The 25,790-nt window shown below is 67.1% G+C and carries 30 protein-coding genes; 13 read left to right on the forward strand and 17 right to left on the reverse strand.

Going from position 1 to position 25,790, the window contains the following annotated elements; all coding sequences use genetic code 11:
- Positions 1-22: 22 nt before the first annotated feature.
- From pepP to J7643_01285, 3 genes are all read left to right on the forward strand, one after another.
- The gene (pepP, locus tag J7643_01275; GenBank protein ID MBO9539204.1) at positions 23-1,306 is read left to right on the forward strand and encodes a Xaa-Pro aminopeptidase; all 1,284 of its coding nucleotides are present in this window, start codon (positions 23-25) and stop codon (positions 1,304-1,306) included.
- A gap of 2 nt (positions 1,307-1,308) precedes the next feature.
- Positions 1,309-1,887, forward strand: a complete 579-nt coding sequence (locus tag J7643_01280; protein MBO9539205.1) for a CoA pyrophosphatase — start codon at positions 1,309-1,311, stop codon at positions 1,885-1,887.
- A 133-nt stretch (positions 1,888-2,020) separates the two neighbouring features.
- Positions 2,021-2,260: a hypothetical protein gene (locus J7643_01285; GenBank protein ID MBO9539206.1), complete on the forward strand. Its 240-nt coding sequence runs from the start codon at positions 2,021-2,023 to the stop codon at positions 2,258-2,260.
- Positions 2,261-2,266: 6 nt separating this feature from the next.
- Here the strand turns inward: J7643_01285 and J7643_01290 are convergent, their stop codons facing one another.
- The 3 genes from J7643_01290 to J7643_01300 form a co-directional block, all read right to left on the reverse strand.
- Positions 2,267-3,553 carry a sensor domain-containing diguanylate cyclase gene (locus J7643_01290; protein MBO9539207.1) on the reverse strand — a complete coding sequence of 429 codons (1,287 nt, stop codon included), beginning with the start codon at positions 3,551-3,553 and terminating at the stop codon, positions 2,267-2,269.
- Positions 3,554-3,624: 71 nt separating this feature from the next.
- A complete protein-coding gene (locus tag J7643_01295) occupies positions 3,625-3,912 on the reverse strand; it encodes a hypothetical protein (protein MBO9539208.1) in 288 nt (95 codons plus the stop codon).
- A 115-nt stretch (positions 3,913-4,027) separates the two neighbouring features.
- Positions 4,028-4,213: an SEC-C domain-containing protein gene (locus J7643_01300; protein ID MBO9539209.1), complete on the reverse strand. Its 186-nt coding sequence runs from the start codon at positions 4,211-4,213 to the stop codon at positions 4,028-4,030.
- Between the two features lie 107 nt (positions 4,214-4,320).
- On the opposite strand from J7643_01300, the gene J7643_01305 reads away from it, so the two are divergent.
- Entirely contained in the window at positions 4,321-5,709 is a 1,389-nt protein-coding gene (locus J7643_01305) for a hypothetical protein (protein MBO9539210.1), read from the forward strand.
- A gap of 28 nt (positions 5,710-5,737) precedes the next feature.
- Here the strand turns inward: J7643_01305 and J7643_01310 are convergent, their stop codons facing one another.
- Positions 5,738-5,965 carry a hypothetical protein gene (locus J7643_01310; protein ID MBO9539211.1) on the reverse strand — a complete coding sequence of 76 codons (228 nt, stop codon included), beginning with the start codon at positions 5,963-5,965 and terminating at the stop codon, positions 5,738-5,740.
- 105 nt (positions 5,966-6,070) lie between these two features.
- A complete protein-coding gene (locus J7643_01315) occupies positions 6,071-7,159 on the reverse strand; it encodes a VWD domain-containing protein (GenBank protein MBO9539212.1) in 1,089 nt (362 codons plus the stop codon).
- A gap of 224 nt (positions 7,160-7,383) precedes the next feature.
- Here J7643_01315 and J7643_01320 point away from each other — a divergent pair, with 224 nt between their 5' ends.
- Genes J7643_01320 through J7643_01330 form a run of 3 tightly spaced genes read left to right on the forward strand, consistent with a single transcriptional unit; the run spans position 7,384 to position 8,944 of the window.
- Entirely contained in the window at positions 7,384-7,794 is a 411-nt protein-coding gene (locus tag J7643_01320; protein ID MBO9539213.1) for a 6-carboxytetrahydropterin synthase, read from the forward strand.
- Positions 7,791-8,246, forward strand: a complete 456-nt coding sequence (locus J7643_01325) for a 6-carboxytetrahydropterin synthase (GenBank protein ID MBO9539214.1) — start codon at positions 7,791-7,793, stop codon at positions 8,244-8,246. Before J7643_01320 ends, J7643_01325 begins: the two co-directional genes overlap by 4 nt.
- A complete protein-coding gene (locus tag J7643_01330) occupies positions 8,243-8,944 on the forward strand; it encodes an SDR family oxidoreductase (protein MBO9539215.1) in 702 nt (233 codons plus the stop codon). Before J7643_01325 ends, J7643_01330 begins: the two co-directional genes overlap by 4 nt.
- Here the strand turns inward: J7643_01330 and J7643_01335 are convergent.
- From J7643_01335 to J7643_01345, 3 genes are all read right to left on the reverse strand, one after another.
- Positions 8,941-9,096, reverse strand: a complete 156-nt coding sequence (locus J7643_01335; protein ID MBO9539216.1) for a hypothetical protein — start codon at positions 9,094-9,096, stop codon at positions 8,941-8,943. The genes J7643_01330 and J7643_01335 overlap by 4 nt on opposite strands.
- Before the next feature lie 41 nt (positions 9,097-9,137).
- A complete protein-coding gene (locus J7643_01340) occupies positions 9,138-9,920 on the reverse strand; it encodes a hypothetical protein (protein ID MBO9539217.1) in 783 nt (260 codons plus the stop codon).
- An 89-nt stretch (positions 9,921-10,009) separates the two neighbouring features.
- Positions 10,010-11,110: a hypothetical protein gene (locus J7643_01345; protein MBO9539218.1), complete on the reverse strand. Its 1,101-nt coding sequence runs from the start codon at positions 11,108-11,110 to the stop codon at positions 10,010-10,012.
- Positions 11,111-11,363: 253 nt separating this feature from the next.
- Here J7643_01345 and J7643_01350 point away from each other — a divergent pair, with 253 nt between their 5' ends.
- On the forward strand, positions 11,364-12,665 hold the full coding sequence (locus tag J7643_01350; protein MBO9539219.1) for a hypothetical protein: 1,302 nt from the start codon (positions 11,364-11,366) through the stop codon (positions 12,663-12,665).
- Here J7643_01350 and J7643_01355 read toward each other — a convergent pair.
- Positions 12,651-14,054, reverse strand: coding sequence for a dihydrolipoyl dehydrogenase (locus J7643_01355; protein ID MBO9539220.1), 1,404 nt, complete (start codon positions 14,052-14,054; stop codon positions 12,651-12,653). The two genes, J7643_01350 and J7643_01355, sit on opposite strands and share 15 nt — an antisense overlap.
- A 164-nt stretch (positions 14,055-14,218) precedes the next feature.
- Between J7643_01355 and J7643_01360 the strand changes: the two genes are divergently transcribed.
- The 5 genes from J7643_01360 to J7643_01380 all read left to right on the forward strand — a co-directional run bounded on the left by J7643_01360 (position 14,219) and on the right by J7643_01380 (position 19,628).
- Complete coding sequence (locus J7643_01360) at positions 14,219-15,562, forward strand: NAD(P)/FAD-dependent oxidoreductase (protein MBO9539221.1); 1,344 nt, start codon at positions 14,219-14,221, stop codon at positions 15,560-15,562.
- A gap of 144 nt (positions 15,563-15,706) precedes the next feature.
- The gene (locus tag J7643_01365; protein MBO9539222.1) at positions 15,707-16,444 is read left to right on the forward strand and encodes a hypothetical protein; all 738 of its coding nucleotides are present in this window, start codon (positions 15,707-15,709) and stop codon (positions 16,442-16,444) included.
- Between the two features lie 179 nt (positions 16,445-16,623).
- Entirely contained in the window at positions 16,624-17,034 is a 411-nt protein-coding gene (locus J7643_01370; GenBank protein ID MBO9539223.1) for a TrkA family potassium uptake protein, read from the forward strand.
- 4 nt (positions 17,035-17,038) lie between these two features.
- The gene (locus J7643_01375; protein MBO9539224.1) at positions 17,039-17,695 is read left to right on the forward strand and encodes a TrkA family potassium uptake protein; all 657 of its coding nucleotides are present in this window, start codon (positions 17,039-17,041) and stop codon (positions 17,693-17,695) included.
- A 4-nt stretch (positions 17,696-17,699) separates the two neighbouring features.
- The gene (locus J7643_01380) at positions 17,700-19,628 is read left to right on the forward strand and encodes an APC family permease (GenBank protein MBO9539225.1); all 1,929 of its coding nucleotides are present in this window, start codon (positions 17,700-17,702) and stop codon (positions 19,626-19,628) included.
- A 55-nt stretch (positions 19,629-19,683) separates the two neighbouring features.
- Here the strand turns inward: J7643_01380 and J7643_01385 are convergent, their stop codons facing one another.
- The 8 genes from J7643_01385 to J7643_01420 form a co-directional block, all read right to left on the reverse strand.
- The gene (locus J7643_01385; protein MBO9539226.1) at positions 19,684-20,028 is read right to left on the reverse strand and encodes a hypothetical protein; all 345 of its coding nucleotides are present in this window, start codon (positions 20,026-20,028) and stop codon (positions 19,684-19,686) included.
- A gap of 128 nt (positions 20,029-20,156) precedes the next feature.
- Positions 20,157-20,810, reverse strand: a complete 654-nt coding sequence (locus tag J7643_01390; protein MBO9539227.1) for an SdpI family protein — start codon at positions 20,808-20,810, stop codon at positions 20,157-20,159.
- Positions 20,788-21,078, reverse strand: coding sequence for a winged helix-turn-helix transcriptional regulator (locus J7643_01395; GenBank protein MBO9539228.1), 291 nt, complete (start codon positions 21,076-21,078; stop codon positions 20,788-20,790). Before J7643_01395 ends, J7643_01390 begins: the two co-directional genes overlap by 23 nt.
- Positions 21,079-21,131: 53 nt before the next feature.
- Positions 21,132-21,953, reverse strand: a complete 822-nt coding sequence (locus tag J7643_01400; GenBank protein ID MBO9539229.1) for an ABC transporter permease subunit — start codon at positions 21,951-21,953, stop codon at positions 21,132-21,134.
- Positions 21,950-22,897, reverse strand: coding sequence for an ABC transporter ATP-binding protein (locus J7643_01405; protein MBO9539230.1), 948 nt, complete (start codon positions 22,895-22,897; stop codon positions 21,950-21,952). The genes J7643_01400 and J7643_01405 overlap by 4 nt, the downstream gene beginning before the upstream one ends.
- A gap of 19 nt (positions 22,898-22,916) precedes the next feature.
- Positions 22,917-23,819: a CPBP family intramembrane metalloprotease gene (locus J7643_01410; protein MBO9539231.1), complete on the reverse strand. Its 903-nt coding sequence runs from the start codon at positions 23,817-23,819 to the stop codon at positions 22,917-22,919.
- Between the two features lie 89 nt (positions 23,820-23,908).
- Complete coding sequence (locus tag J7643_01415; GenBank protein ID MBO9539232.1) at positions 23,909-24,775, reverse strand: HEAT repeat domain-containing protein; 867 nt, start codon at positions 24,773-24,775, stop codon at positions 23,909-23,911.
- Between the two features lie 18 nt (positions 24,776-24,793).
- Positions 24,794-25,618, reverse strand: coding sequence for a radical SAM protein (locus tag J7643_01420; protein MBO9539233.1), 825 nt, complete (start codon positions 25,616-25,618; stop codon positions 24,794-24,796).
- Positions 25,619-25,790: the final 172 nt, after the last annotated feature.

The following is a 25,790-nucleotide window of genomic DNA, read 5'->3' on the forward strand; positions in this document are numbered from 1 at the left end:
CCAGCGTCGCCGCGAAGCTGTCATGCAGGCCATGGGCCATGGGGTCGCCATCCTGCCCAGCGCCCCTGTCACCGTCCGCACCGCCGATCTCGACCATGAGTATCGGCAGGACAGCGACTTCTTTTACCTGACCGGCTTCAAGGAGCCCGAGAGCGTCCTGGTGCTCGCTCCCAATCATCCCGAGCACAAGACCATCCTGTTCGTGCGCCCCCGGGACAAGGAGCGCGAGACCTGGGACGGCCGCCGCGCCGGCACCGAGGGCGCGCTGCGGGACTACGGCGTGGATGCCGCCTACACCATCGACCAGTTCGACGCCGTGATCGGCACCTACCTGGACAACCAGGAGCACCTCTACTTCCAGCTCGGCAAGAACAAGGCCTGGGACGAGCGCGTCCTCGACTTGCTAAAGCGCTACAAGACCCGCGCCCGCAGCGGCGTGAAGGGTCCCTCGACCATGCACGATCCCAGCGAGATCCTGCACGAGATGCGCCTCTTCAAGTCGGCTGAAGAGATCGAGCTGATGCGCAAGTCGGCGGCGATCGCCGCCGAGGCCCACACCCGCGCCATGCAGGCGACCCGTCCGGGCGTCTACGAGTACGAGATCCAGGCGGAGATCGAGTACACCTTCAAGCGTCGCGGGGCCATGGGGCCTGCCTACGGCTCGATCGTCGGCGGCGGGGCCAACGGCTGCATCCTGCACTACGTCGAGAACGACGCGGTGCTCAAGGACGGCGATCTCCTGCTCATCGACGCGGGCGCCGAGTACGGCTTCTACGCCTCCGACATCACCCGGACCTTCCCGGTCAACGGGCGCTTCAGCCCTGCCCAGCAGGAGGTCTACGAGGTGGTCCTGGAGGCCCAGCTCGAAGCCCTCGCCACCGTCAAGCCCGGCGTCACCTTCCAGGCGGTGCACGACGCCGCGGTGCGCGTCCTGACCGCGGGCCTCGTCCGACTCGGGATCCTCTCGGGTGAGGTGGATGCGCTCATCGCGAGCGAGGCCTACAAGCCCTTCTACATGCACAAGACCAGCCACTGGCTCGGGATCGACACCCACGACGTGGGCGCCTACAAGCTGCAGGGTGAGTGGCGCACGCTCCAGCCCGGGATGGTCCTCACCATCGAGCCCGGCCTCTACATCACCGAGGGCCAGGAAGGGGTCGACCCCAAGTACTGGAACATCGGGATCCGGATCGAGGACGACGTGCTCGTCACGCCCGACGGCCACGAGAACCTCACCCGCCAGGTGCCCAAATCGGTCGAGGAGATCGAGCGCCTGATGCAGACGGCCCTCGCCGGCGCGCGCTAGGCGTGTACGCGGCCTTCGCGCACTACCAGTCCCGCCGCTTCTCGGACCCCAGCCGGACCGAGTCGGCGGTGCTGGTGCCCGTTTGCCTCGATCCAGAAGGGGATTTCCTGCTCTATGGCGTGCGTTCCGAGCACTACGGGACGCACCGGGGGCAGGTCTGCTTTCCCGGAGGCAAGCGATCGCCCGAGGACGTGGACCTCATCGCCACGGCCCTGCGCGAGGCTCACGAAGAGATCGGCCTCGACCCCGGGGCGGTCGAAGTCCTGGGGGTGCTCGACGACGTGATCACCCCCAGCGGCTTCACCATCACGCCGGTGGTCGGCCGGATCGCCATGCCCTACCCCTTCTCGGCCAATCCCGACGAGCTGTCGCGGCTCATCCGGGTGCCGATCGCCTCGCTCTTGGACCCGGCCCGGATCCCGCTCGTGCCCGATCCGGACGCCCCCGCCTGGGTGCGCGACGCCTTCGACGCCGACGGGGCAAGAGTCTGGGGGGCCACCGCCCGGATCACCCGTCAGTTCGTCGACCGCTTGCGCGAGGGAATGGCGCCGCCCTCCCCGGATGGCCCGACTGGGCGCTGACGAGCCCCGCCCCCGCACTTTGGCCGATGCTGCCGTGGTTACGGCGAATTGGATGCCGTACCATCCGAGGCAGCATCAAAGGCGAGGCTGGCCATGAAGGGAGGGGGATGCGATGAGCGCAAGAGAGGATAGGATGGCCATGAAGCCCGTCGAAGAGCTGAGCCGGCAAGAGGCCATCCAGGAGCTCGAGCGGCGTGCCCACACGACCCTGGGGCCGACGGTACGCCTCAAGGCGGTCTTCTACCGCAATCTTTCCTGGGAGGCGGAGCTCGAAGGGCCTGAGCTGCCGCCGGGGACCCACGGTTTCCTCTACGACGACCCGAGCGGTGATGTGCAGTTCGGCACCCGCATCGAGCCCGGCACCAATCACTAGAGGGCGCTAACCGGCGCAGATCACCTGGTTGCGCCCCTGGCGCTTGGCGGCGTACACGGCCCGATCCGCCCGCTCCAACAGATCGCCCGGCGTCAGGTCCTCGTCCTGGAGGTCCGCGACGCCGATCGACGCGCTCAGGCGGACGGTACGAGGGCCGCTCGTTTCCTGGACCTCGAGCTCCAGGATGGCTTCGCGCAGCCGCTCGGCGAGGATCGCCGCCCCCTCCAGCTCGGTCTGAGGCAGGATCACCGCGAGCTCCTCGCCGCCATAGCGGGCGACCGTGTCGCAGGCGCGGGCCGTGCCCTGCACCGTGCGCGCCACCGCGCGCAGCACCTCGTCGCCGGTCGGATGGCCGTAGGTGTCGTTGATCCGCTTGAAGTGGTCGATGTCGATGAACATGAGGCTGAGCGGCTGGGTGAAGCGCCGGGCCTCGAAGAAGCGCTTGGCGAGCTGCTCCTGGAAGTGGAGGTGGGTGGTCAGGCCGGTGAGCCCATCGGTCACCGCCTTCTTCTGGGCGTCGAGATAGAGCTTGCTGACCGCTTCGAGCTTGGTGCGGTGCAGGGCCTGCTCGGCCTTGAAGAGGTAGGGAGCGATCGCCTGGGCGAAGACGGGGGCGGCCTCGGCCATGGCCTTGAGGTCGTCGGGACCGTAAGAGGTGCCGCTGCGCTTGGGGCCGAGGGTGGCCAGGCCGATCAGCTCGCCGTGCAGGGTGAGGGGCAGGCATGCCCGGGCGCCAACCTGGAACATGAGCTGGTCGAAGGCGCTGGGGAAGCCGTCGGCGCTCGAACCGACCAGCCACGGCGTGTGAGAGCCTTCGGCGAGCCACTCGCGCAGCGAGAACTCGGGCAGCACCAGGGTCGTGGGGTAAGGCCCCTGCCCCGCTACCAGGTGGAGGCTGGCATCCCCAGCCGGCGGCAGCCATACGAACGCCTGGCTCGCGCCCATCCCCTGCTGGAGGCTCGACGCGATGAGCCGCGCCACCTCGGGCAGGTTCTGGGCCGTGCGGGCCGATTCGGCGAAGCCCTTCCAGCCGGTCGCGCGCGGGTCGAGGCCCTTGGCACGGCGGGGCCGGCGCAGCATGCGGCGCAAGGGGCCCAAGCCGAGGGCGACCGCGCCGCCCGCCAAGAAGCTCGACGTGTCCGGGTCGAGGCCGAGGCCCCCGTGCAGCCCGAGACGCACCCCCCAATAGGCCCCGAGGGTGGCGCTGCAAGCGAACAGCAGCGCGAGCCCGCGCGCCTTCAGGGCGCGGGGAGGGCGAGAAGCAGGAGCAGGCGATGAGGACTTGCGGGGCATGATGCGATCATACGGCCACGTGGAAATGGTTCAAGTGCAAGCGTCACGCCGGTGTCGCCAGGCGCTTCCCCTTACTCCGTGCCGCTCTTGCGCCACTCGCCGCGCGGAGTTATCTCGTTGCGCGCGAGCGCGAGCAGCTCGTGCTTGGTCTGCTCGTCCACCGGTGTGACGGGCACGTCCGCCCGGGAGTAGGCGTCGGGGTCCAGGTCGTTGATCGGGACACTGCCCTCGAAGTCGGGGACCCCCTGGATGAACTGCTGGATGAGGCTCATGAGGCCGATGAAGCCCGCCACGCAGAGCACCAGCAGCATAATCAGGCTCAGTGCCACTGCCCAGCCCGGGAGCGAGAACGGAATCATGGCGCCCTCCCTTCGAAAGGGAAGGGTATCGCCGAGGAGAGCCGCTCGCAAGCGACGAGCGTGACAAACGGAACGGCCGGTCCCCATCGGGGACCGGCCGTGGCGCTGGCAAAGGCTACGCGCTCGCAGCCTCCGCGTTCATGCAGCACTTCTTGAACTTCTGGCCGCTGCCGCAGGTGCAGGGGTCGTTGCGGCCCACCTTCTCGCCCGCGATGAACGGGGTCTGAGGGGCGTGGTGGTGATGGCCGTGGCCGTGGTCGTGGCCGCAGGAAGAGTGGTCGTGATGGTCGTGGTCGTGCATGGGGCCTCCGGGTCGAGTAAGGATGCGGTCGAGGGGATGATGGAGCCTATTATACGAGATGACGAGGCCAACCCCCAAGCCCCTCGGGTTGGGGTATAATCGCGTCGATGTCAGCTGCTCGTCTCTTTTTCAAGCCCCCCTATCTCGCCCTTGCGGTCCTCGTGGCCGCGCTTGCGGGCTGCGGGGATCCGATCCCCAACGCTCCAAACGGCCCGCCGCCCGAGGAGCGCCTGGTGCTGCGCACCATTCCCGAGCGCAAGGGCAAGCTGGAGCGGCTTCGCGGCGCCCTGGTGCTGACCACCGAGGGCACCCCCTACGAGCAAGGCTTCCAGCACGGCTACCTCCTGCGCGACGAGCTGCGCAGCTTCTACCGCGACTACTACGCGGCCAAGCTCTTCACGAGCGTCAAGCTCCTGCCCGGCTTCACCTACGAGTGGTACGCTCGCTCCCTGGCTTCGGCCTACACGGCCGACGAGCGCGCCGAGATCAAGGGCCTCGCCGACGGCTCGGGCATGAGCGAGAGCCAGGTCCTCGTCATGCAGGCGGATCCGCCCTGGGCGGCCCCCGCGTCCTGGATGGGCCTCGACGCGCCCGTCCGCCCCATCTTCGGCTCGGCGGCCTTCGTCGCCCGGGGCGAGGCGACCATCGGCGGATCGACCCTCGTCGGCGCCAACGTCAGCGCCCTGGACTACGACCAGGTGCACCGTTATGCGCTCATCCGGGTGCAGCGCCCCGCCAAGGGCCACGCCTTCGTCCAGCCGGGCTTCGTCGGACGGGTGATGGATGGTCAGCTGGCATGGAACGAGAAGGGCCTGAGCCTTGCGGCCAACGACGCGCGCATGCGCTGGGCCAACGCCTCGGGCGTGACGGCGGGCCTGTTGACGCGCCGCATCGTGCAGCAGTGCGCGACCCTGGACGAGGCCGAGGCCCTGGTGCGCGCCGTGCGGCCCCGGGCCTCGCAGGGCCTCTTGCTCACCCTGGCGACCCGCGAGGGCGCGCGGGTCCTCGAAGTGGGGCAGACCGTCTCGGACGCGTGGCAGGGGCGCGATCGCATCCAGGTGCGCCCCGCGCCCTCCACCCTGGCGGTGACCAACCGCTACCACGCCCAGCCCTTCCAGGAAGTCGCCCTGCCCGACCCCGCCGCCGCCGCGCGCGAGGAGAAGCTGGTCACCATGCTCCAGGGTTCCTTCGGGCGCCTGGACGTGAGCCGGGCCATGGAGATGCTCAGCGATCGCGCGGTGGCCGTCGATGCCGCCGAGCCGGGCCTGCGCATCGGGCCTTTCACCCTGGTGGCCCCCACCCGGGTCTCGACCGTGCTCAGCGCCGTCCGGGACCTGGAAGCGGGGATGCTCTACCTGGTCCAGGGGCGCCGATCGGTCGATAGCCCCGCTCAGTTCGTGACCTTCGAGTTCCAAGAGCTCATCGCGGGCACTTCGTCGGTGCCCATCCCGACCCTTCCGCCCACGCCGGGCGCATCAGCAAGCCCCGCACCCTGAGGCACGGGGCTCCGGGGGGTCCCTGGCACTAGCGCTTTTCGAGGGCCTCGGTGAGCGCGCGGTAGCTCGTCGCGAGCCGCTCGGGATCGCTCGGTGAAGCCGTATTCGCCGTCACCGCCCGATCGCCCAGCAGGGCCTGGGCGACGGCCCGGCTTGCCGGCATTTCCGAATGCGGGGTGGGCGAGAGCCCTGCGAGGGCGCAGCCGCCGAGCACCACGCCGAGGGTGGCCAGAGAGGCCGTGAGCGTCTTCTTCATGTCGGGAGTCTTCCCCTTTCCGGGCCCGTGAACGGGGGCCCAACAAGACGTACCCCGCCCGCCACGCGGCATCGCGTGGCAGGCGGGGCAAATCTCGTAAAGGGCTTACTTGAGGATGCTCTCGCCCGAGCGAACACGCCAGTCCTCGAGCATGGAATCCAGGTCCTTGGTGACCTTCCCGTCGCGCATGACCATGTCGTTGCTGCTGTCGGTGTCGGCGTCCATGGCACCCACGGTGCCCTTGACGCTGCCGCTGTCGCGATCAGCCGAGACGGTCCCCGAGATGTCCAGGTACTGGGAGCCGTTGCGCTGGATGTTGAGCATGTTGATCTTGTCGCCGTCCTTGGTGAAGACCTCGAGTCGATCGTAGGGGACCCCGCTATCGAACTTGTCCTTGCTCATCTTGACGTGGCCGCCACCGGGGAGCTGGATGTCCTTCCCGGCCTCGAACGGGTAGTTCTTGCCGTTGATGGTGACGGTCTTGCTCGCCGCGTCGAACTGGACGGTGTTGCCGTCGGTCTTGACCGCAGCCTTGGTCTGCCAGATGCCGCTGCTGCCCTTGATGGGCTCCTGGCGGGACTGAACCACCAAATCGCCGCTGTCGGACTTGGCGAGGATGAAGTCGCCCTGCTTCTTGTTGTCGTACTTGCCGCCGTCGGCGGTCGTGATGTGGGGGTCCGCCACCGAGAGGAACTTCTGGGGCTTGCCCATCTTCTGCTTGGGCGCTTCCTTCTTGGGTTCCTCGGTCTTCTTGGGCTCTTCTTTCTTCTGCTCTTCGACCTTCTTGGGCTCTTCCTTCTCCTCGGGCTTGTTGATGACCGTGGCGGTGCCCGTGCCAGGAAGCTTGCCGACGGGGTTGCCCTCGGTCTTCTTTTCGTCCTTCTTCTCTTCGTCGCCGCCGAAGAGGCCGAGCAGACCGTCCAGGAAGTCGATGACGTTGCCCAGCGTATCGTCCATCTTGGTGGGCGACGAGACGTCCACCGTCGTGGAGTCGCGCAGCACGATCTGGGAGACCTGGCCGGAGCTTACGACAGTGGTGGTGTCGGCCACGGGCGTCGGGGTCATGGGCTCGGCTGCGCGGGACTCGACCGGTGCGGCCTCGATCGGGGCGATCTGCTCGACGGGCTTCGTCTGTTCGGCGAACCTGGGCTGAATTCCCTCGGAATACCGAGCGGTGATCGTGCCGTCAGCCATGGCGCAGCTCCTTCTCAAGACAGGGGACGATGTTGAAAGCTATCTCTCTTATGCCTGGAATTGGATTAAGAGTTGTCGAACAGTATCAAGCGTTTGTTAAAACTCCGTCGAGCTTCCGCTAAATCTCGCCCCCTCAAGCCTGGCAGGGAGGCGTTCAGACCCGCTATAATGGGCCTGGTCGAGGCCTGGGGCGCCTTTTTGCGCCCTGTACCCGTGGGGGAACCATGCTCATCACCCGACGCTTCAAGTTCGCCGCCGCCCACCGCTATTACGACGAGGCCCTCAGCCCCGAGGAGAACCAGCGCCTCTTCGGCCAGTGCGCGACCCGCTACGGCCACGGCCACAACTACGTCGTCGACGTGAGCGTGCGCGGGACGATCGACCCCAAGACCGGCATGATCGTCAACCTCAAGGACCTCAAGGCCGTCGTCCAGGAGCGGGTGATCTCGCGCTACGACTTCAAGCACCTCAACTTCGACATGGACGACTTCAAGGAGACCCAGCCCACCTGCGAGGCGATCGCCATCCGGATCTGGGAGCTGCTCGACGGCTTGATCCCCGGCTGCGAGCTGGCGCGGGTGCGGGTCTACGAGAGCGAGGACCTCTTCGCCGAGTACGAAGGCGAAGCGGCATGAAGCGCGCGACGCTCACGCGGGTCTTTCGCTTCTCGGCAGCACACCGCCTCCACAGTCCCTTCCTCGACGAGGATGCCAACCGCGCCCTCTACCGGGACTGCAACAATCCCGGTGGGCACGGCCACAACTACGTGCTCGAGGTGACCGTCAAGGGCACCGTGAACCCGCGGACCGGCATGCTGGTCGATCTGCCCCTCTTCGAACGCATCGTCAAGGAGCGGGTGGTGGACAGGCTCGATCACCAGTTCATCGGCGTCCGGGAGTTCGGCCCCGAGCCGGACCCCGACGCCTTCATCTCGACCTCCGAGGTGGTGACCGCGCGGATCTGGGCGTGGCTCGACGGAGCCTTCCCCGAAGGGGTGACCCTTTCACGGGTCCGGCTCGAGGAAACCCACAACAACTTCTTCGAATACCGGGGCGAGGACGCCCCCGAGCAAGGAGCCTCTACATGATCAAGCGCGTCGTCATCGTCACTGGGGCTAGCCGCGGCATCGGGGCCGAGATCGCCCGCCGTCTGGCTTTCGAGGGCTACCGGGTGGTGCTCGCGGCGCGCTCGGCGGCGCCCCTCAAGGCGCTCGCCGCCTCGTTGCCCGAGGCGATCGCCTACCCGCTCGATGTCACGGACCCTGTGCAGGTCCAGGGCCTCGTCGACAAGACCATGGAGACCTGGGGCCGGATCGACGCGCTCGTCAACAACGCGGGCCACGCCCACGTGGCCCCCATCGAGGACATCAGCCCCGACCAGTTCGCCCACCAGATGAACGTCAACGTCATGGGCCCCTTCTTGTGCACCCGCGCCGTGCTGCCCGTCATGCGGGCCCAGCACGGCGGGCAACTGGTCAACATCCTGTCGGTTGCGGCAAAGCGCGCCTTCCCTAACTGGAGCGCCTACTGCGCCTCCAAGTTCGCCCTGGACGGGCTGGGGCAGGCCCTGGCCGAAGAGCTGAAGGGGACCGGGATCCGCGTGACGGCTATTTACCCGGGCGCCACCGACACTCCGCTCTGGGACGGGATGGGCATGTCGGCCGAGCAGCGCGCCGGCATGGTGCAACCCGAGGACGTGGCGGACGCGGTGGCCTTTGCCTTGCGCCAGCCCGCGCGCACCCGGGTGGCCGAGGTGATCGTCGAGCCCGCGAAGGGCGACCTCTAGCCCTCGGCCTGAGCCGCCTGGGCCTGCCGGGCTTCGGCGGCCAGGCGTGCCGCGCGCTTGGAGCGAATCATCATCACCAGGGTGACGATGACCGCGATCCAGCCTCCCAACAGGGAGAGAAGGGCCACCGGGAGGAACCAACCAGGGAGCATGGGAGTCCTTTCGAGCGCTCAGAGGGGCGAAACCGGATCGATTATACCGGTTTGGCGAGCTCTCCGCGCAGGAAGATGATGGCGGCTTCCGGGGTCCGGATGCCGTACTGGTTTTCAAGCTCGATCATGATGTGGTCCCGCAGGGCCACGACCTCGGGGAGCGGGCGTTCGAGCGTCTTGGCGATGCGGCTCATGTCCCAACCGGCCGCGAGCATCGGCATGAGGCGCTCGTGATCCGGCAGATGCCCCGGCACCCGGAAGCGCCAGCGCTTGCGCCGGACGATCTCCTTGAGCACGATGTGGGCGAGCTTGAGGGCCTCGCGCCCTTCCTCGGTCAGCGGCGTGTCGTCCTCGGCCTGGTGGAGGCAGAGCACCGCGGCGAAGTTCGGCGTCAGGCGCCGCGGCGCGTAGACCCCGCGCGTGAGGCCGGCTGATGCCAGGAAGCCCTGGATGTAACGCTCGACCAGGCGCGCGCTCTCGGGCACCTCGACGCCCGGTGGGAGGCCGACCACGCCCTCGCACGAGACCTCGGCCACTCCCCCGATCTTCTCGCAGAAGTCCACCGCCGAGAAGTCCATCATGGGGATCTCGCGCATGGCCAGGCGCCCCGCGACCCTCGGGGCCTCGGAGACGTAGACGAGCTCGGAGAACTGCGGGTGACGGCGAATCTCGGAGTAAATCGCCCGATCCCACCCGGTGGCGAGGCGCAGGGTCTCCACCACCGGTGCGACGCAGTCCATGTAGGTGGTCTCGGGCGAGTAGATCTGCTCGAAGAGGGCCGGCAACACGGCCGGGAAGCTCGTGTGGGCAGGAAGGACGGTCATCTAAACACGGGACCTCGTCAGGATGCGATACGGTTCTTCTATATCATATCGCATCCCACGATTGTTTGCTTGCTTGGACGACCGGCCGGTTAGTTTCCTTCCCAGCAGACGAGGGCGGCGCCGATGACCATGCCGGGCCCGACGCTCACCAGCAGCCCCAGCTCTCCCGGGGCGGGGCGGCTGCTCGAAAGGACCTCTGCGAGCGAGTGGATGACCGTGCCCGAGCCCATGTTCCCGTGGCGCCGCAGCACCTCGTAGCTGGGAGCCATCTGCGCGTCGCTGAGCCCGAGGCCCTGCTGGCTGACTTCCAGGACGCGCCGGCCGCCCGTATGGAAAGCCCAGTGCGAAACGTCCGCGAGGCGAAGGGCATGGCGCCCCAGCAGGCGCTCGATGACCCCTGGCAGGATCCGACCGACGATCTCGGGCACCGAGCGATCGAGGGTGCTCTCCCAGACGTTGCCTTGCTTGACGCCGACCGTCTCAAGGGTTTCGGGCGCCAATTCTTGCTCGAAGTCGAGGAAGGCCGGCAGGTGCTGATCCCCCTCGCTGTGCCCTTGAAGGATCAGGGCGGCGGCCCCTTCGCCGAAGATCATGTTCTGGACGATGGTCGTCTTGCTGGAGTCGGTCGGGTTGTACATGGCGGCCTGGGGCTCAGAGCAGACCACGGCCACGCGCTTGGCCTGGTTGGAGGCGATCAGGGCGCGCCCCATCTGGACTGCCGGCAGCATGGCCAGGCACCCGTGCCCCACCAGATCGTAGCGCAGCCCGTCCGGCCGACCGATCCCGTAGCGACCGCAGAGCACTTCCGAGAGGCCGGGCATCATGTAGCCGGACGAGGTGGCCGTCACCACCGCGTCGATCGTCGCCAGTTCGATCGTCGTACCGGCGGCCCGCCGCAGCGCCTCGGCCGCCATGCGCGGGGCGTGCTCGCGGAAGTAGCTCGCCTGGCGACCCAGGCTCGTGTCCCGGAAGATCTCGACCGGCGGGATGCTGAAGTTGCGCGTCGCGATCCCCGCGTTGGCGAGAATTTCCTCGGCGAAAGCGTTGCCCTCCAATCCGAGCGCCGCGAGGGTCTCCCGCTGGGTGAACGAGGGCGGAGCGTACGTTCCGAGCCCGATCACCGGGACGCTCTGGTAGGTGGCGATGGCGATGGCGGGGGCTTTCACGGCCGTGGTCTGACGCGTCATCATGGGTGGACATCCTTTCGCTGAGTAAGAAGGGGCAAGAAGCGAGGAAGCCAGTGGAATGCCGGATGGAGAATAGGAAGCGGAAGGCTTTATAACTATCTTCCAGTTTCGCCTTCACTCGATTATCATTCCCATTGCTGTGTCATGATTTGTTGGGCGTCTCTTAAGCCCTCTTAAAAAGTGGAACAAAGGCATGATCGCAGCCAGGTTTGCTATACTTGGCGCTGGTTGAACGCCTGAGTTGCAGGGGAAAAGCTTGTCACAACACCGAGTCTTTGATGCGCTGTGCCTGCTGAGCCAGGAATTGAGCATCGCCACGTCGCTCCATGAGGTCCTAGAGCTAGCGACGCACCGGGTGAACGAGCAGTTGCAGGATGCGTGGATGACGCTCTGGCTGTGGGATCCCCAACTCGCGGCGCTCCAGCTCAGGGGGCGTTACGCCCTGAGCGAAGCGGACGTGGCGGCGAGCAACGCCATCGCTCAGACCGAACGCTTTCGCCGGCACTGCACCGTTTTCCAGGCATTCGATCGGCTCGAGGCTTTGGCCACAACGGAGCTCCAGGGAGCGTTGGTGACGGGCGGGAGCTGGTCCCCCTTCTCGGCCTTCGCCGCGTGCTACGCGGTCCCGGTGGTGTCTTTGCGCGGTCCGCTCGGCGGGCTCGCTCTGTTCGCGCGAGAGCCTTTCGAGGACACGGCCTTCGTCCTGCGTGCGCTGCAGGCGATGGCCGCCCAGATCAGCAGCGCCATGACCCAGCATCACCTGCGCACCGAGCTGACGGAGAAGGCCACCCAGCTACGCCTGACCAATCACCAGCTCGAGCACGTCATCAACGAGCTGCGCGAGGTGGACCGGGTCAAGACGGGCTTCCTCAACGCGGTGAGCCACGAGCTGCGCACGCCGCTCGCCACCATCCAGGGCTACGCGGAGCTGCTCGAGGACGGGGCTGCCGGCGAGCTGAGCCCTCATCAGGCGAGCTTCGTGCAGCGCATCTCGGGAGCTTCCTTCCACCTCAAGCGCTTGGTGGACGATCTGCTGGATCTCGCCTGCCTCAACGCGGGCAAGTTCCGTCTGGAGCCCCGGGCCTTCAATTACGAGGCCCTCATGCGGGACGTGGTGGGGCAGTTGCAGGTCATGAGCGACAAGAAGCGCCAGACCCTGACCCTCGAAGTCGCTCCTGAGCTTCCCATGCTGGAAATCGACCCCTTGCGCCTTACCCAGGTGGTGAACAACCTCGTCTCCAACGCGATCAAGTACACTCCCGAAGGGGGAAGTGTCCGTGTGCGGGTCCTGCTCGAAGAGCGGATGGTCCGCACCGAGGTGCGCGACACGGGCATCGGCATCCCCGAGGAGCACCGGGGGATGCTCTTCTCGAACTTCCACCGGGTGGACAACCGCCTCTCGCGCGAGGATGGCGGCGTGGGCCTGGGGCTTGCCATCTCCAAGGGCTTCGTCGAGGCCCATGGCGGCCGGATCGACTTCAGCAGCGAACCGGGGGTGGGCAGCACCTTCTGGTTCGAGCTGCCCGTTCCCGTCGATGCGGCGCTAGCCGATCGCTAGCGCGCGTTCGGCGCGCGCCTCGGCAATCTCCTCGGCCGGGTAGGTGATGATCTCGGCGAGGGTCGGGTGCAGGTGGGGAATCTGCATGAGGCGCTCGGCGGTGCACCGGAACTCCATGGCCACGATCAATTCGTGGATGAGATCCGCCCCCTCGGGGCCCACGATCGACGCCCCCAGGATTTCGCCGGTCGAAGGATCGGCGAGCAGCTTCACGAAGCCCTGCATCGCCCCCTTGCCCATGCACTCGGCCTTGCCCAGATCCGCGAAGTCGTACTTGCCCACGAGCACCTCGCGCCCCTGGGCTGCGGCGTCCTTCTCGGAGAGGCCGACCCGCGCCACGTTGGGGTCGGTGTAGATGGCGCTCGCCAAAAGGCGGTAGTCCGCCGTGCGCGCGGGCGTCTTGCCCAGCATGTTGTGGGCGGCCACTTCGGCCTGCTGGATGGCCACGTGCACCAGGAAGAAGTCGCCCAGGCAGTCGCCCGCGGCGAAAATGGCGGGGTTGGTGGTGCGCATCTGGCCGTCCACCTTGATGGAGCCGCCGGGGGCCTCGACGCCCGCCGCTTCGAGATCGAGCGGGGCGAGGAGGGGCTTGCGGCCGGTGGCCACCAGGATCTCCTCGGCTTCGAGCTTCACGGTGCGATCGCCCTGGGCCAGGGTCATGACTTTGAGGCCGTCCTGGGCCACAACCGAGAGGGGCCGGGCGTTGCGCAGCAGGGTGATGCCGTCGGCTTCGAGGGCGGCCTCGACGACCGCCTGGACGTCTTCGTCCTCGCGCGAGAGGACGTGCTCGCCGCGCAGGAGCATGGTGACGGCCACGCCGAGCCGCGCGTAGAACTGGCCGAGCTCCAGGGCGATCACCCCGCCGCCCCAGACCACCATGCTCGCGGGCAGGCGCGTGAGGCTCATGGCCTCGTCACTGGTGATGTAGCCCGCCTCGGCGAGGCCCGGCACCTCGGGGATCGAGGGGGTCGAGCCGGTGGAGATGAGGAAGCGATCGGCGGTGTAGGTGACGCCGTCCACCTCGATGCGGTCGGGGCCGGTGAAGCGGGCGGCTCCCTGGATGAGGGTGGCATTGGGGGCCCGGTGGATGCCCTCGATGCGGTAGTCCTGGAAGCCCTTCACCAGCCGGTGCTGCCGGGCCATGATGGCGGAGAAGTCCGCCCGCACGTTGTCGACCTGGATCCCGAGCTCGTCGGCGTCGCGGATCAGCTGGAGGACGTCAGTCGAGCGCAGCATGGTCTTGGTGGGCATGCACCCGCGCAGGATGCAGAGACCGCCGAGGGGACCCTTGTCGACCATCGCGACCGATTTGCCGTTCGCCCCGAGGATCCGCGCGGCGTTGTAGCCCGCGCTCCCTGCGCCAATGATGATCGCGTCGAAGTGGGTCATAGCGGGTGGCGTCTCCTCTCAAAGCTGGCCGGCAAGACGGCTCATTATCCCCCGCTCACGCGCGTTTGCCCAGTGGTCGTGCGTTTGGCGCGGGGCTGAAGTTTTGTATACTGCGCCGAAACACAACCGGCTTCTGGGAAAGCTCGCGACAGGGAGGCACCACCATGCAGCGCGTCGTCATCGTCGGCGGGGGCTTCGGGGGGATCTACACGGCCCTCGCCTTGGAGAAGGCCATGCGAAGGCGGGACGATCTCGAGGTCACCCTGATCAACCGCACCAACTACTTTCTCTACTATCCGCTGATGCCCGAGGTGATCTCGAGCGGGGTCGAGCCGCGGCACGTGGTGGTGCCCCTCAGGACCCTCTTCAAGCGGATTCGGGTGCTGGAGGCCGAGGTTCGCTGCCTCGACGAGGAACGCCGCGAGGTCCTCGCCTACCGTGATGGCATGCAAGAGCGCCTCTCGTTCGACCACCTGGTGCTCGCGAGCGGGGTGGAGGCGAACCTCGCCGCCTTTCCCGGGGTGAGCGAGGTGGCCTTCCCCTTCAAGGCGGCCGAGGACGCGATCGCCCTCCACAACCAGATCGTCGACTCGTTCGAGGCGGCGGAGTTCACGGAGGATCCCGCCGAGCGCCGGGCCCTCTTGACCTTCGTGGTGGTCGGCGGCGGCTCGACCGGGGTCGAGTGCATGGGCGAGATCGAGGCCTACATCGAGGGGATCCGCCGCTACTACCCCCGGCTCGACCCGCGCGAGGTCCGGCTGGTGCTCGTCGAGCTCGCGCCGCGCATCCTCGCCGAGGTCGGCCCCGAGCTGGGGGACTACGCGGCCGATCGCCTGCGCGAGCGGGGGATCGAACTCTTCCTCGAGAACTCGGTGACTTCCTGCAGCCCCACCCAGGTGCGCCTCGCGAACGGCACGGTCATTCCGACCCGTACGCTGGTCTGGACCATCGGGACGACCCCCACCGCCTTCACCAAGTCCCTGGATCTGCCGAAGGACGCCAAGGGCCACCTCGTGACCGAGCCCACCCTCGCGCTGGCGGGTCACCCCGGGCTATGGGCCCTGGGCGACGCCGCCCGGATCCCGGATCCCGAGGGGAAGCCCTACCCGCCGACCGCCCAGCATGCGGTGCGCGAGGCCAAGCGCCTGGCGTCGAACCTGCTCGCTTCGATCGACGGCAAGCCCCTTGAGCCCTACGTCTTCCACGCCTACGGGACCTTCGTTTCGATCGGGGCCAAGCAAGGCGTTGCGGTGATCCGGGGCCGGCAGGTGAAGGGCTTCCTCGCCTGGCTCGCCTGGCGTGCGGTTCACTTCTGGCTCTTGCCCGGTATCGACCGGAAGATGAGGGTCCTGGTGGACTGGCTCTTCTCGCGCACGCATCGCAAGGACGTGGTGCAGATCGGCCTGCGCCGGCCGGCCACCCAGCTGGTGGTGACCCCGCGGATCGCCTTCTTGCGCGAGGGGCGCGCGGTGCCCGCCGCGAGCGACGCCGAGCCGCCGTTGATCTAGCTTTCGAGAAAACTTTCAAAAAGAACGGAACCCGCTAAGGGGGGGCCGCGTCTAGGGGACAGCAGCCCGAGAGTGGGCTGGAAAACAAAGCGACGCCTTGCTCTGAGGCGTCCGGCTGTCCGCTGGATTGAAAGGAGTCTCCCCATGTTCAAGAAGGCTTCCGCCCTCACCCTCACCGTCTTCGCCCTCTCGCTCGTCGGCTGCGGCGCCCTCCCCGGGACCACGACCCCCCCGAGCACCAAGGACGCCCAGATCAGCGGCCGGGTGAGCCACCTCGGCAAGGATCCCGGCCAGGAGCTGCTCCTTGCGCTCAAGCGCTACGACGGTTCGAGCTTCCAGCGCCTCGGCACCAACACCCGCAGCGACAAGCAGGGCCAGTACGCCTTCAGCGGCCTGACGCCCGGCAAGTACCAGGTCTTCTACGACGACCAGGGCGAGGTGGTGGAGGCGGCCGACGTCAACACGGTCGGCGCCTACGTGGACGCCTCGGTCCAGGTGGTCGAGATCGGTTCGGGCGGCAGCGCCACCTCCAACTTCGACGTGGGCTGGGAGCTCTCGCCGACCATCAAGCCCAACGCCTCGTTCCTCGTCGGCGGCTCGGACCGCTTCTCCTTCAGCTCCAAGTACGGCGACGCGGATGCCGAGTACCAGGTGCTGGTGGCTGACAGCGGCAAGCGCTCGGTCTGGTCCAGCGCCTGGACCAAGAGCACCAGCTTCACCTGGAACGGCAAGGGCGGCAGCGAGACCAACAGCCCCACCCAGACCTACGCCGGCACCGGCTCGCACTTCTACCAGGTCAAGTTCCGCAAGAGCGGCACCACCTTCGGCGGCGACGGCTACTACGGCCAGACCAAGTGGATCCCCTTCAGCGTGACCCGCTAAAGCCTTTCCCCTCGCCTGAAAATCGGCCCGAGTTCTCGCTTTTCGAGGACTCGGGCCGTTTTGTGTAGAACGATGCTTGCATCCCCCCAGGGGCAAGAGTATATTAGTCCGGTTCCGCTCCCCCATCGGGTGTTTCGCAGCACGAGTCCGCGTCTTCGCCCGATTTTTTAGGACGCATCATGTATCTGATCATCGGCTGTGGCCGGTTGGGCGCAAGCCTTGCCATTCGCCTGGCCAACAAGGGCCACGACGTCGTGATCCTTGACCATCTTCGCGAGAACTTCCACCTCAACCTCCCCCGTGACTTCAAGGGCAAGACGATCGCCGGCATGGAGATCGACGAAGCCATCCTGCGTCGAGCCGGCATCGAGCGTGCCCAGGCGGTCATCTGCGTGGCCCGCGACGAGAACACCAACATGATGGCCGCCGATGTGGCCCGCTTGATGTTCAACGTCGATAACGTCATCGTCCGCATCGACCAGCCCCACTTGGTGGAGGCCTACCGCAACAACGGGTTCGAGGTCATCAGCCCCATCAGCGAGGCGACCAACGCCCTCGAGACGAGCCTCTTGAAGGGCAAGGAAGCGTAACGCCATGTTCATTCTCATCGCAGGCGGCGGCAAGATCGGCCTGCACCTGATCCGCACCCTCCTCTGCCAGGGGCACGAGGTGGCTCTGATCGAGCGCGACCAGCGGGTCTGCGCCATGGTCGTCGAGGAGTTCGAAGAGGTCGTCGTCCTGGCGGGTGATGCCACCAACCCCGAGTTGTTGCAGCGCGCCGAGATCGCGCGCGCCGACGTGGTGGTGGCGGTCGCGGGTCGCGACCAGGACAACTACGTTCTCTGCAAGATGGCCAAGGACCTGTACGGGGTCAAGCGCACCCTGGCGCGCGTCAACGACCCGCGCAACGCCGAGCTCTTCAAGCGTGCCGGCGTCGACTTCATCATCAGCGTCACGGCCATGGTGACCAAGGCCATCGAGTACGAGATCGTCCCGCACGACATCGCGACCCTCTTCACCTGGCACGGCCGAATGGCCATGGTCGAGGTGGTCATCCCGCCCACCAGCCCGGTGGTGGGGGTGCCCATCCGCAAGCTCGATTTCCCCGAAGGGGCCATCCTCACGGCCATCTGGCGCGACGGCGAGGCCATGATCCCGCAGGGGGACACGACCCTCAAGCCGGGCGACGAGATCTTCGCCATGACCCTTCAGGGCCGCGAAGACCAATTGCGCGCCACGCTGATCGGATAGCGCCATGGCCACGATTCAACCGGCTCGCGGCGGCACGGCGCCGCTGCCCAAGACCCATGCCCAGATCACCTGGTGGCTCGCTGCCGGCCTGGTGGGCGCGGACATCGGGACCTCGGTCTTCTACAGCACGGGCATCCTCTTCCCGCACGTGGGTTTCGCCGCTCCCTTCTTCATCCTGCTGGTCGTGGGGGCCATGTGGCTCTTCAAGGCGACCTACCAGGAGGGGACGGCGGTCGCCCCCATCAACGGCGGCGCCTACACCATGCTGCTGCAGACGGTCGGACGCCGGTCCGGCCTGGTGGTGGGCAGCCTGACCATTCTCTCGTACCTGGCGACCGCGGTGGTGAGCGCCCTGTCGGGTGCTTACTACCTCTCGTCGCTCTGGCAGCACGCCCCGTGGCCCACGTGGCAGGTGGCGGCGGTCGCCGCGATCCCGGTGGTCTTCTTCGCCTTCCTCAACCTGTTCGGCCTCAAGGAATCGACCAAGCTGGTCTTCGGCATCGCGGCCTTCCACTTCCTCTTGCTGATTGTGATCGACTTCTGGGGGTTGTTCGTCGTCTTCACCCAGGGGGCCGACTGGTCGCGCCTCAGCCAGGGGGTCATGCACCTGGGCCCCCACGAGGCCATGCTGGGCCTTGCGGCGGCGTTCCTCGGGATCACGGGCTTCGAGACGGCCGCGCAGATCGTCGAGGAGCTCGAGGCCCCCTCCTGGAAGGCCATCCAGAAGATCTACCTTGCGATCGTGCTGCTCGTGAGCTTCACGGCGCCGATCAGCTCCATGCTGTGCATGCTGCTGCTGGATGACGCGCAGCTCAAGACCTACAGTGCCAACATGCTCTCGGGCCTCGCCTTCTCCTTGGGCGGCAAGCCCCTGCTCTACGTGCTGGTCGTGGATGCCTGCCTGACGCTCTTCGCGGCGGTCAACACCGCTTACGCGGGCGCCACGGGTCTGATGACCACCATGGGCAAGCAGGGCAACCTGCCCCCCATCGTCCTGCACCAGTGGACCAAGCGGGTTCGGGCCTTCCAGGGCTACCCCTACGTGGCCCTGCCCTTCATGGCCATCTGCCTTCTGATGCTCATGGCCCTGCCCGGCAGCGTGAACGAGCTGGGCGAGGTCTACGGCATGGCCTTCCTCGCCGTCATGGTGAGCTACTGCCTGGGCGTGGTGCTGCTACGCCTCTACCAGCCGCACAAGATCGCGCGATCGCCCTACCTCTCCAAGTGGGTGGCCTGCTTCAGGGGCAAGACGGTCCCCATGGCCGCGGTGGCGGGCGGGAGCCTGCTGCTCTTCTCCGAGCTGGTGCTGCTCTTGACGGCCAAGAGCGCCCGGGACCTGGGGGTGCAGCTCTTCCTGATCGTCTTGCTGGTGATGGTCTTCTACCGCCTGGGCCAGGTGGAGGGGCGTATGGTGCGCTTGCCCGACCTGCGCATCGGCCTCGGCAAGTTCCGCGACATGGAAGAGCTGCCCGAGAACCTGCCGGTCTACGTCCTGTGCACTTCGGGGGCGACCCCGGCGCGGCTGGTGACGACCATCAGCTACCTGCTCAAGATCCACGGCCCCGACCCGGTCGAGATCGTGCTCTTCCACGCCGAGGAGAAGGGCATGACCCACGGGGTGGTCTCGGAGGCGCTGCAGCGCGTGGTCTCCCAGCAGCTCGAGGACTTCTTCTCCGAGCGGGACTTCATCCTGTCGGTCAAGGTCCTGCCCGGTAACCTGGCCGAGGTCCTGCCCGAGTACAAGAAGGTCAAGCGGATCGACCTGGTCTACATCACCAGCGGCCGGATCCCCGCCCGCAGCGAGGACATGCGCCAGCTCTTGGCCAACGAGCTCGGCCTCGACGTGATCCGGCTCGACGAAGCGAGCCTGCCCAAGGGGCCGGGCGCCTGGTTCAACCAGTGGGTCCAGAGCTTCCGAAAGCAGAAGGATTGATCCTGATGCGAAAGACGCCAGGCATTTTGCCTGGCGTCTTTCGCATCGGGGCTTTTTAGAAGATCGACTTGGCCTCGTTGCTAATCGTCTTTCCGACCACCTTGAGTCCCATGCCGATCGACTTGATCACCGACTTCACGGAACCCTTGCCTCCGGCGACCAGCTCGAGATCCAGGTCCGAGAGTTCGTCCTCGCTCATTTTGGCGGGCAGGGGGACGAGGATGGCATTGGCAGGAATCTCGATGGGCATCAGCTTGATGAACGAGGGGATCGAGACCCCCAGCACGCGCGAGGCGACGTCGTTCGGGTTTGCGATGAATTCTGCCTTCAGGGCTTCGTCCTGCTGCAGGGCAGCCAAAAGCTCGGTCTGCAGCTCTTCCAGCGTTTTCTCTTGCGACATCTAGACGATACTCCTCTCGTGGGGCAAGGTGTGCACCGCTATGATGAGGGATCGAGGGTTTCGTCGCAAGTGATGGCGGGCGGCGCCTCCGTGTGAGGGCGCTCACTCTCGGCGCGAGCGCCCCTTGCTTATTTCGTCGCGAGTCGCTTGTAGAGCCGGTACGAGAAGAGGATCGGGTAAAGCGAGCTGAAGCCGATGGCACCGAGCAGGACGGCCAACTGCTGCGGCTGCGGCAGCCAGGCCGAGAGGATGACGAGGATCCCGGCGACGACCATCAGCTTGCCGCCCAGCCGGTGGGTCTGATACCAGACCTCTTCGTTCGAGAGGGTCCAGGGGGTGCGGATCCCGATGAAGAAGTTGGAGCGCACCTTGGGCAGGTAGTTGCCGATCACCACGAAGAGGAGCCCCAGCCCGATCATCAGGCCGGCGATGGGCAGGTGCTGGCCTGGCGACACGGAGGCCGACAGGGTCAGGTAGGTCATGAACAGGGCGAAGGCGCAGAGGGTGTTCTTGATGACTTCGAGAATGCCGTGGGACTGGGCCACGTGGCGCCCGCGCGGATCGAGCCAGGGCAGCGCCGAGACCAAGACGTAGAAGAAGACGCCCATCAGCGGGCCGATGAAGGCCCCGGTGGTCTTCGAGGCCCACTGGTCAGGGGCCCCCGTGGGGCCCCAATGGGTCGGGATCTGGTCGGGCAACTGCGGCCAGTAGTAGGCCGCAAGCGCCACGCTTGCGCCGACGAGCAACAGGGAAAGCCATTCAGTCTTGAGCGTCCAGCGCATGGCGCTCTCCTTTCCAGAGGTCCATCACGCTCGTGACCAGCTCCTCGAAGACGGTCAGGTTGAGGTGATAGGTGATGGTCGTGCCGTCCCGCTCGCCGAAAATCAAATCCGCCTGCTTGAGCTGGGCGAGGTGGTGCGAGATGGACGGCTTGGAGAGCGCGAAGTGATCCGCGATCTCGCCGGCGTTCAGGGGGCGCTCGCGCAAGAGCGCGAGGATCTGCCGCCGTGTCGGGTCGGCGATCGCCTTGAAGACCTCATTGAGTGCCATGAAGGACCCCCTTACTAACAGGATAGCATTGCGGCGCGCGGTTTTGGCCGCACTTAGCGCCGAGACAGCAACGCACTGCGGGAGAACTTGCGCACGGCGAGCGTCACGAGGCCGACGTTCACGAGCCAGAAGACGGTCCCGAGGGCGATCGCCACCCAGGTGCCGAGGTAGAGCACGCCGGTCGCCTGGCCCGCCACCAGCGCGAGCACCAGGAAGACCAGCATGCCTGCCGCCTGGTTGGCCTCCATGAAGGTGCTGACCTTGGCCGAGACCAGGACGGTGACGGCCATGCCCATGACGGCGATCGCGGGGGTGACCCACAGCATCATGGGCCACCACTGGGCGGTCGGGAACCAGATGCGCCCCATGAGGTCGTAGCCGGCGAGGTTGACGACCAGCGCGTAGACGGCGAAGCTGCCCCAGGCGAGCAAGACGGCGGGGACCACGGCGGCAAGGGTCTTCCCGATGAAGAGCTCCGCGTCGGTCGCAGGGGTGTAGAGCAGGGCCTCGAGGGTCTTGCGCTCCTTCTCGCCGGCAAAGGAGTCGGCCCCCACGATGGTGGCGAGCATCATCGGCAGGACGAGGAACATGGGCGCCATCATGTAGCCGAGCATCAGCAGGACCATGGCCTGGTGGTCGCTCATGCCCGCCAGGCCGCTCGTCACGGTTGCGGGCAGGTTCTGCCGCAGCATCGCGACGGTTTCGGCGGTCTTGGCCGTCTGCATGCCCGAGTGGCCGGTGGCGAAGATGATGATGAGGGGCAGCACGACCACGAAGACGAGGGGCACCACCAGCGACGGCACGATGGCCGCGCGGTTTCGCGAGACTTCGAGCAGGTCCTTCTTGGCGATCGCCCGGATCCGTTGCCAGTTCATGCGCGCACCTCCCTTTCTTGGCGCTGGAGGGTGAAGTAGATGTCCGAGAGGCTGGCCTCGTGAGCCTGGACGCTGCGGATCTCGGCCCCTTGGCTCGCCAGGGCGCTGACCAGCGCCGAGCCGTAGTGGGCGTCCGCCAGGCGTACCGACAGGACCAGATCCGCCAGACGCGTTTCGAGGACGCCCGGCAGCGTCTTGAGACCTTCGAGGAGCCCCTCGCGGGGCCGGGCGAAGAAGGCGATCTCGAGCCGGTGCCCCTCGCCCAGGCGCTCGGCGAGCTCGGAGACGGTGCCCGCGGCGAGCAGGCGCCCCTGATTGAAGAGGGCCACCCGGTCGCAGAGGCGCTCTGCCTCCTGGAGCTGGTGAGTGCACAGGAAGACGGTGCGTCCTTCTTCGCGGCTCAACTGCTCGATCAGCTCGATCACCTGCTGGGCCGATTCGGGGTCGAGGCCCGAGGTCGGCTCGTCGAGAAAGAGCAGGGCCGGCTCGTGCAAGAGGGTGCGGGCGATCGCAAGCCGCTGCTTCATGCCCTTGCTGAAGCCCCCCGCCTTGGTGTCGGCGCGGTCTTCGAGGCCGAGCAGCGAGAGGGCGCGCCGGACCCTGCCGTCGAGCTCGCGCCGGGGCACGCCGTACATCTCGCCCACGAGTTCGAGGTTCTCGCGGGCCGTCAGCCGCTCGTAGAGCGAGGGCGTCTCGGTGAGCACCCCCGTCTGGGCGCGCAGGCGGCTGCCGTCGACGGTCGGGTCGAGCCCGAGCACGCGGCTCTTGCCGCGGGTGGGCGAAAGCAGGCCGTTGAGGAGGCGAACGGTGGTGGTCTTGCCCGCGCCGTTCGGGCCGAGGACGCCGAAGACCGTTCCCTGTTCGACCTGGAAGCTCAGGCCGTCCACGGCCTTGAGGTCCCCGAACGAGAGGGCGAGGTCTTCGGTTTCGATGGCGATGGTCATGGTTGCCGCCTTTCGTCGATTAGCTGAGGGGCGCGTTGCCGATGACGGCGAGGCGACCGGTCCGGGCCAGCCCCCAGACGATGAGGGCGAGCAGGGCCATACCGATCAAACCGAGGGTGCCACCGAGCAGCGAGTTGTAAGACACCACCAGGAGGGCCAGGGCGTACGAGACGCTCTGGTTGAGGACTCCGTGGGCGTAGCTCGCCACCCAGATGCTGCCCGAGGCGTAGTAGAGCCAGGCGAAGATCGCGCCGGTGAGGATGCAGAAGGCGGTCATCAAGAGGATGCCGAACACCGGCTGGCCGGGGTAGTTGTAGCCCATGGCGATCAGCGGCGCGTGCCACAGCCCCCAGATGACGCCGTGCAGCACCAGGGCCTTGGTGGTGCCGAGGGGCAGCAGCTTGGGCAGGAGGTAGCCGCGCCAGCCGTATTCCTCGCCGAACAGCGCGGGAAGGCCGATGATGGGGCCAAGCACGATCGCCTGCAGCGCCGCGGCGCCCAGGAAGGCGACGGGCGGCAAGCCGATCGGCTTGCCCGCATTTTCGGCGATCTTGCTCATCACGCCCTGGACCTTGGTCAGGCCCCAATCGAGCGTGAGCCAGGGGGTGAGGGCCGAGAGGCCGATGGCGAGGACGACCCAGCCGAGCATGAGGCCGAAGGCGATCGCGTAGTAGCGCTTCTTGCCGAGCTTCAGCCCGCTGTGCTTGAAGCCTTCCTTGGTCACGAACTGCCGGAAAATGATGGCGACCATGGCGGGGAAGAGCATCTGGATGGCCGCGCTGATCGTGAAGACCTGCGGGTTGGAAAGGCCGCCCTGGGTGAAGACCCAGGCGTTCATGCCGTAGGTGAGGGCGAAGACGATGCCGAGATACCAGACGACGGGTTTCCAGTTCATGGCGTGGGACGCTGGGGCGTGGGTCATGGGGGGCTCCTTTTTCGTTGACTGTCTAATTAGACAATAGTCGAAATAAGGCGCTCGTCAAGTCCCTATGCGAAAAAAAGGGCCGTGAGTTACCTCACGGCCTGCTTGGTCAATTTTCCGAGGGCGTCGAGCATCTCGCGCCGTGAGGAGTCGTCCTCGAGGGCGTCGATGGTCTCGGTGAGCCAGGTGATGGCGCGGGGATCGCCGATGGTGCCCAGGGCCTCCGCGGCGGCGGAGCGCACCAGGGCGTCGGGATCGCGCAGGCGCTGGGCGAGCGGCTCGAGGGCGCCGGAGTCCGCGAAGCCCCCCAGGGCGTGGGCGGCGCGGGCGCGCACGTAGGGATCGGCATCCTCCAGGGCCCGGACGACGTGCGAGAACTCGGCGGGGCCGCGGGCGGCCAGCGAGTCCACCGCGCGGGCGCGCAGGCCGGCGTCGGGGGCGGAGAGCTGGGTGACGAGCGCCTGGTGGGCCTGCTGATCCGCCGTGCCGAGGGTGGCCATGGCCGCCTGGCGCATGGCCTCGAGCTTGGGGTCGCTGGCGGGCACCATGGCCTCCAGCGCACCGAGGGCGCGCGGATCGCCGATCATGGCGAGGGCCTCCATGGCGCCGAGCTGCATGGTGGGGCCGCCCTGCAGCGCCATCATGAGGATCTCGACCGTCTCGGGGGCCTTGATCTTGGCGAGGGCCTCGGCGGCGAAGGTCCGAAGCTCGGCGTCCTTGGACTGGATGGCGAGCAAGAGGGGCTGGATCCCGCTCGGCAGGCCCAGGTTACCGAGGCCGATGGCGGCGCTGCGCTTGACTTGTAGCTCGTCGTCGAAGGCGAGGACCTGCATGAGGTACTCGACGACCATGGGGTTGTTGGAGAGGCCGAGCACGATGGCCGCCTGGGAGCGAACGGCCGGATCGGGGTCGCGCAGGTCGAAGATGACCGAGTCCAGCGAAATGTCTTCGTTCAAGGGGCCCTCCTGCGGCGATCAGTGCTGGTCGTCGGCCGGTCGGAAGACCGAGACGATCTTGAGCCCCGTCAAGCGTGCGAGCTCGTCCTCGATGGCCTTGGCCTCGTCGCGCGAGAGGTGCTTGAGGGGAATGGCGGGATAGGGGGCGACGTCGTAGTTGCCGCGCGCCTCGATGAACCAGCCCTGCGGCACCGGGCGGGTGGGGGTGTTGAGCTGGACCTCGTCCGGGCGGATCCGGTTGAGGATCTCGGCGAAGGCTTCGAGCTCCTTGCGGTTCTGCGGCATGAACATCATCTGGATGGCCAGATAGCCCTTGTACTCGGCGCGCAGGGCCTGGATCCCTTCCACGATGGAGGCGACCGTCACCCCCTCGACCGGGCGATCGATGATCTGGAGGGTCCGATCGTCGGCAGCGTCGAGCTTGCAGAAGACCTTCTCGGCCTTGGCCAGGTCGCGGCGGACCTGCGGGTCCTTGAGGGTGGTGGAGTTGGTGAGGACCATGACGGGCTTGCCCGTGGCGGCGTGGATGCCGTCGATCACCTCGGCCAGGTTGGCGGCGAGGGTGGGCTCGCCGCTGCCCGACAGGGTGACGATGTCCGCCTCCTGCCAGTTGCTCGCGCGCAGATCCTCGAGCACCCGCTCGGTCGAGACGTAGACCTTGCGTTCCATGGTCGGCACCTGGATCTTGCCGAGCTGGCAGTAGATGCAGCGGAAGGAGCAGATGCTGGTGGTGTAGAGCAGGTCGATCCCGAGGCTCATGCCGACGCGCCACGAGCGCACCGGACCGTAGACGGTCGAGACGTTCGGGGCGGGAGTGTCGATGGGGGCGGGCGATGCGGTCACAGGATCCTCACTGTTAAGGGCGCGTGACCATTTTACCACTGGAGAGGCGGTTTGTTACAGGGCGGGCGGCCCGGGCGGGGCAAGAGCGCGCCGGGTACGAGGGTTGGCACCACTTTGGGGTCTTGGTGTAAGATAACGGCCGAGATCCCGGCCGCCCTTCGGCCGGGCGGGT

The organism is bacterium (assembly GCA_017744355.1).
Lineage (GTDB): Bacteria > Cyanobacteriota > Sericytochromatia > S15B-MN24 > UBA4093 > JAGIBK01.

Coding starts and splice junctions, on each gene's coding strand:
- J7643_01380 (MBO9539225.1), top strand. CDS start 17,700: ATGGCCACGATTCAACCGGCTCGCGGCGGCACGGCGCCGCTGCCCAAG.
- J7643_01385 (MBO9539226.1), bottom strand. CDS start 20,028: ATGTCGCAAGAGAAAACGCTGGAAGAGCTGCAGACCGAGCTTTTGGCT.
- J7643_01360 (MBO9539221.1), top strand. CDS start 14,219: ATGCAGCGCGTCGTCATCGTCGGCGGGGGCTTCGGGGGGATCTACACG.
- J7643_01365 (MBO9539222.1), top strand. CDS start 15,707: ATGTTCAAGAAGGCTTCCGCCCTCACCCTCACCGTCTTCGCCCTCTCG.
- J7643_01410 (MBO9539231.1), bottom strand. CDS start 23,819: ATGACCCACGCCCCAGCGTCCCACGCCATGAACTGGAAACCCGTCGTC.
- J7643_01345 (MBO9539218.1), bottom strand. CDS start 11,110: ATGATGACGCGTCAGACCACGGCCGTGAAAGCCCCCGCCATCGCCATC.
- J7643_01300 (MBO9539209.1), bottom strand. CDS start 4,213: ATGCACGACCACGACCATCACGACCACTCTTCCTGCGGCCACGACCAC.
- J7643_01375 (MBO9539224.1), top strand. CDS start 17,039: ATGTTCATTCTCATCGCAGGCGGCGGCAAGATCGGCCTGCACCTGATC.
- J7643_01355 (MBO9539220.1), bottom strand. CDS start 14,054: ATGACCCACTTCGACGCGATCATCATTGGCGCAGGGAGCGCGGGCTAC.
- J7643_01340 (MBO9539217.1), bottom strand. CDS start 9,920: ATGACCGTCCTTCCTGCCCACACGAGCTTCCCGGCCGTGTTGCCGGCC.
- J7643_01400 (MBO9539229.1), bottom strand. CDS start 21,953: ATGAACTGGCAACGGATCCGGGCGATCGCCAAGAAGGACCTGCTCGAA.
- J7643_01305 (MBO9539210.1), top strand. CDS start 4,321: ATGTCAGCTGCTCGTCTCTTTTTCAAGCCCCCCTATCTCGCCCTTGCG.
- J7643_01310 (MBO9539211.1), bottom strand. CDS start 5,965: ATGAAGAAGACGCTCACGGCCTCTCTGGCCACCCTCGGCGTGGTGCTC.
- J7643_01285 (MBO9539206.1), top strand. CDS start 2,021: ATGGCCATGAAGCCCGTCGAAGAGCTGAGCCGGCAAGAGGCCATCCAG.
- J7643_01395 (MBO9539228.1), bottom strand. CDS start 21,078: ATGGCACTCAATGAGGTCTTCAAGGCGATCGCCGACCCGACACGGCGG.
- pepP (MBO9539204.1), top strand. CDS start 23: ATGCAGGCCATGGGCCATGGGGTCGCCATCCTGCCCAGCGCCCCTGTC.
- J7643_01330 (MBO9539215.1), top strand. CDS start 8,243: ATGATCAAGCGCGTCGTCATCGTCACTGGGGCTAGCCGCGGCATCGGG.
- J7643_01405 (MBO9539230.1), bottom strand. CDS start 22,897: ATGACCATCGCCATCGAAACCGAAGACCTCGCCCTCTCGTTCGGGGAC.
- J7643_01320 (MBO9539213.1), top strand. CDS start 7,384: ATGCTCATCACCCGACGCTTCAAGTTCGCCGCCGCCCACCGCTATTAC.
- J7643_01295 (MBO9539208.1), bottom strand. CDS start 3,912: ATGATTCCGTTCTCGCTCCCGGGCTGGGCAGTGGCACTGAGCCTGATT.
- J7643_01325 (MBO9539214.1), top strand. CDS start 7,791: ATGAAGCGCGCGACGCTCACGCGGGTCTTTCGCTTCTCGGCAGCACAC.
- J7643_01390 (MBO9539227.1), bottom strand. CDS start 20,810: ATGCGCTGGACGCTCAAGACTGAATGGCTTTCCCTGTTGCTCGTCGGC.
- J7643_01290 (MBO9539207.1), bottom strand. CDS start 3,553: ATGCCCCGCAAGTCCTCATCGCCTGCTCCTGCTTCTCGCCCTCCCCGC.
- J7643_01315 (MBO9539212.1), bottom strand. CDS start 7,159: ATGGCTGACGGCACGATCACCGCTCGGTATTCCGAGGGAATTCAGCCC.
- J7643_01335 (MBO9539216.1), bottom strand. CDS start 9,096: ATGCTCCCTGGTTGGTTCCTCCCGGTGGCCCTTCTCTCCCTGTTGGGA.
- J7643_01370 (MBO9539223.1), top strand. CDS start 16,624: ATGTATCTGATCATCGGCTGTGGCCGGTTGGGCGCAAGCCTTGCCATT.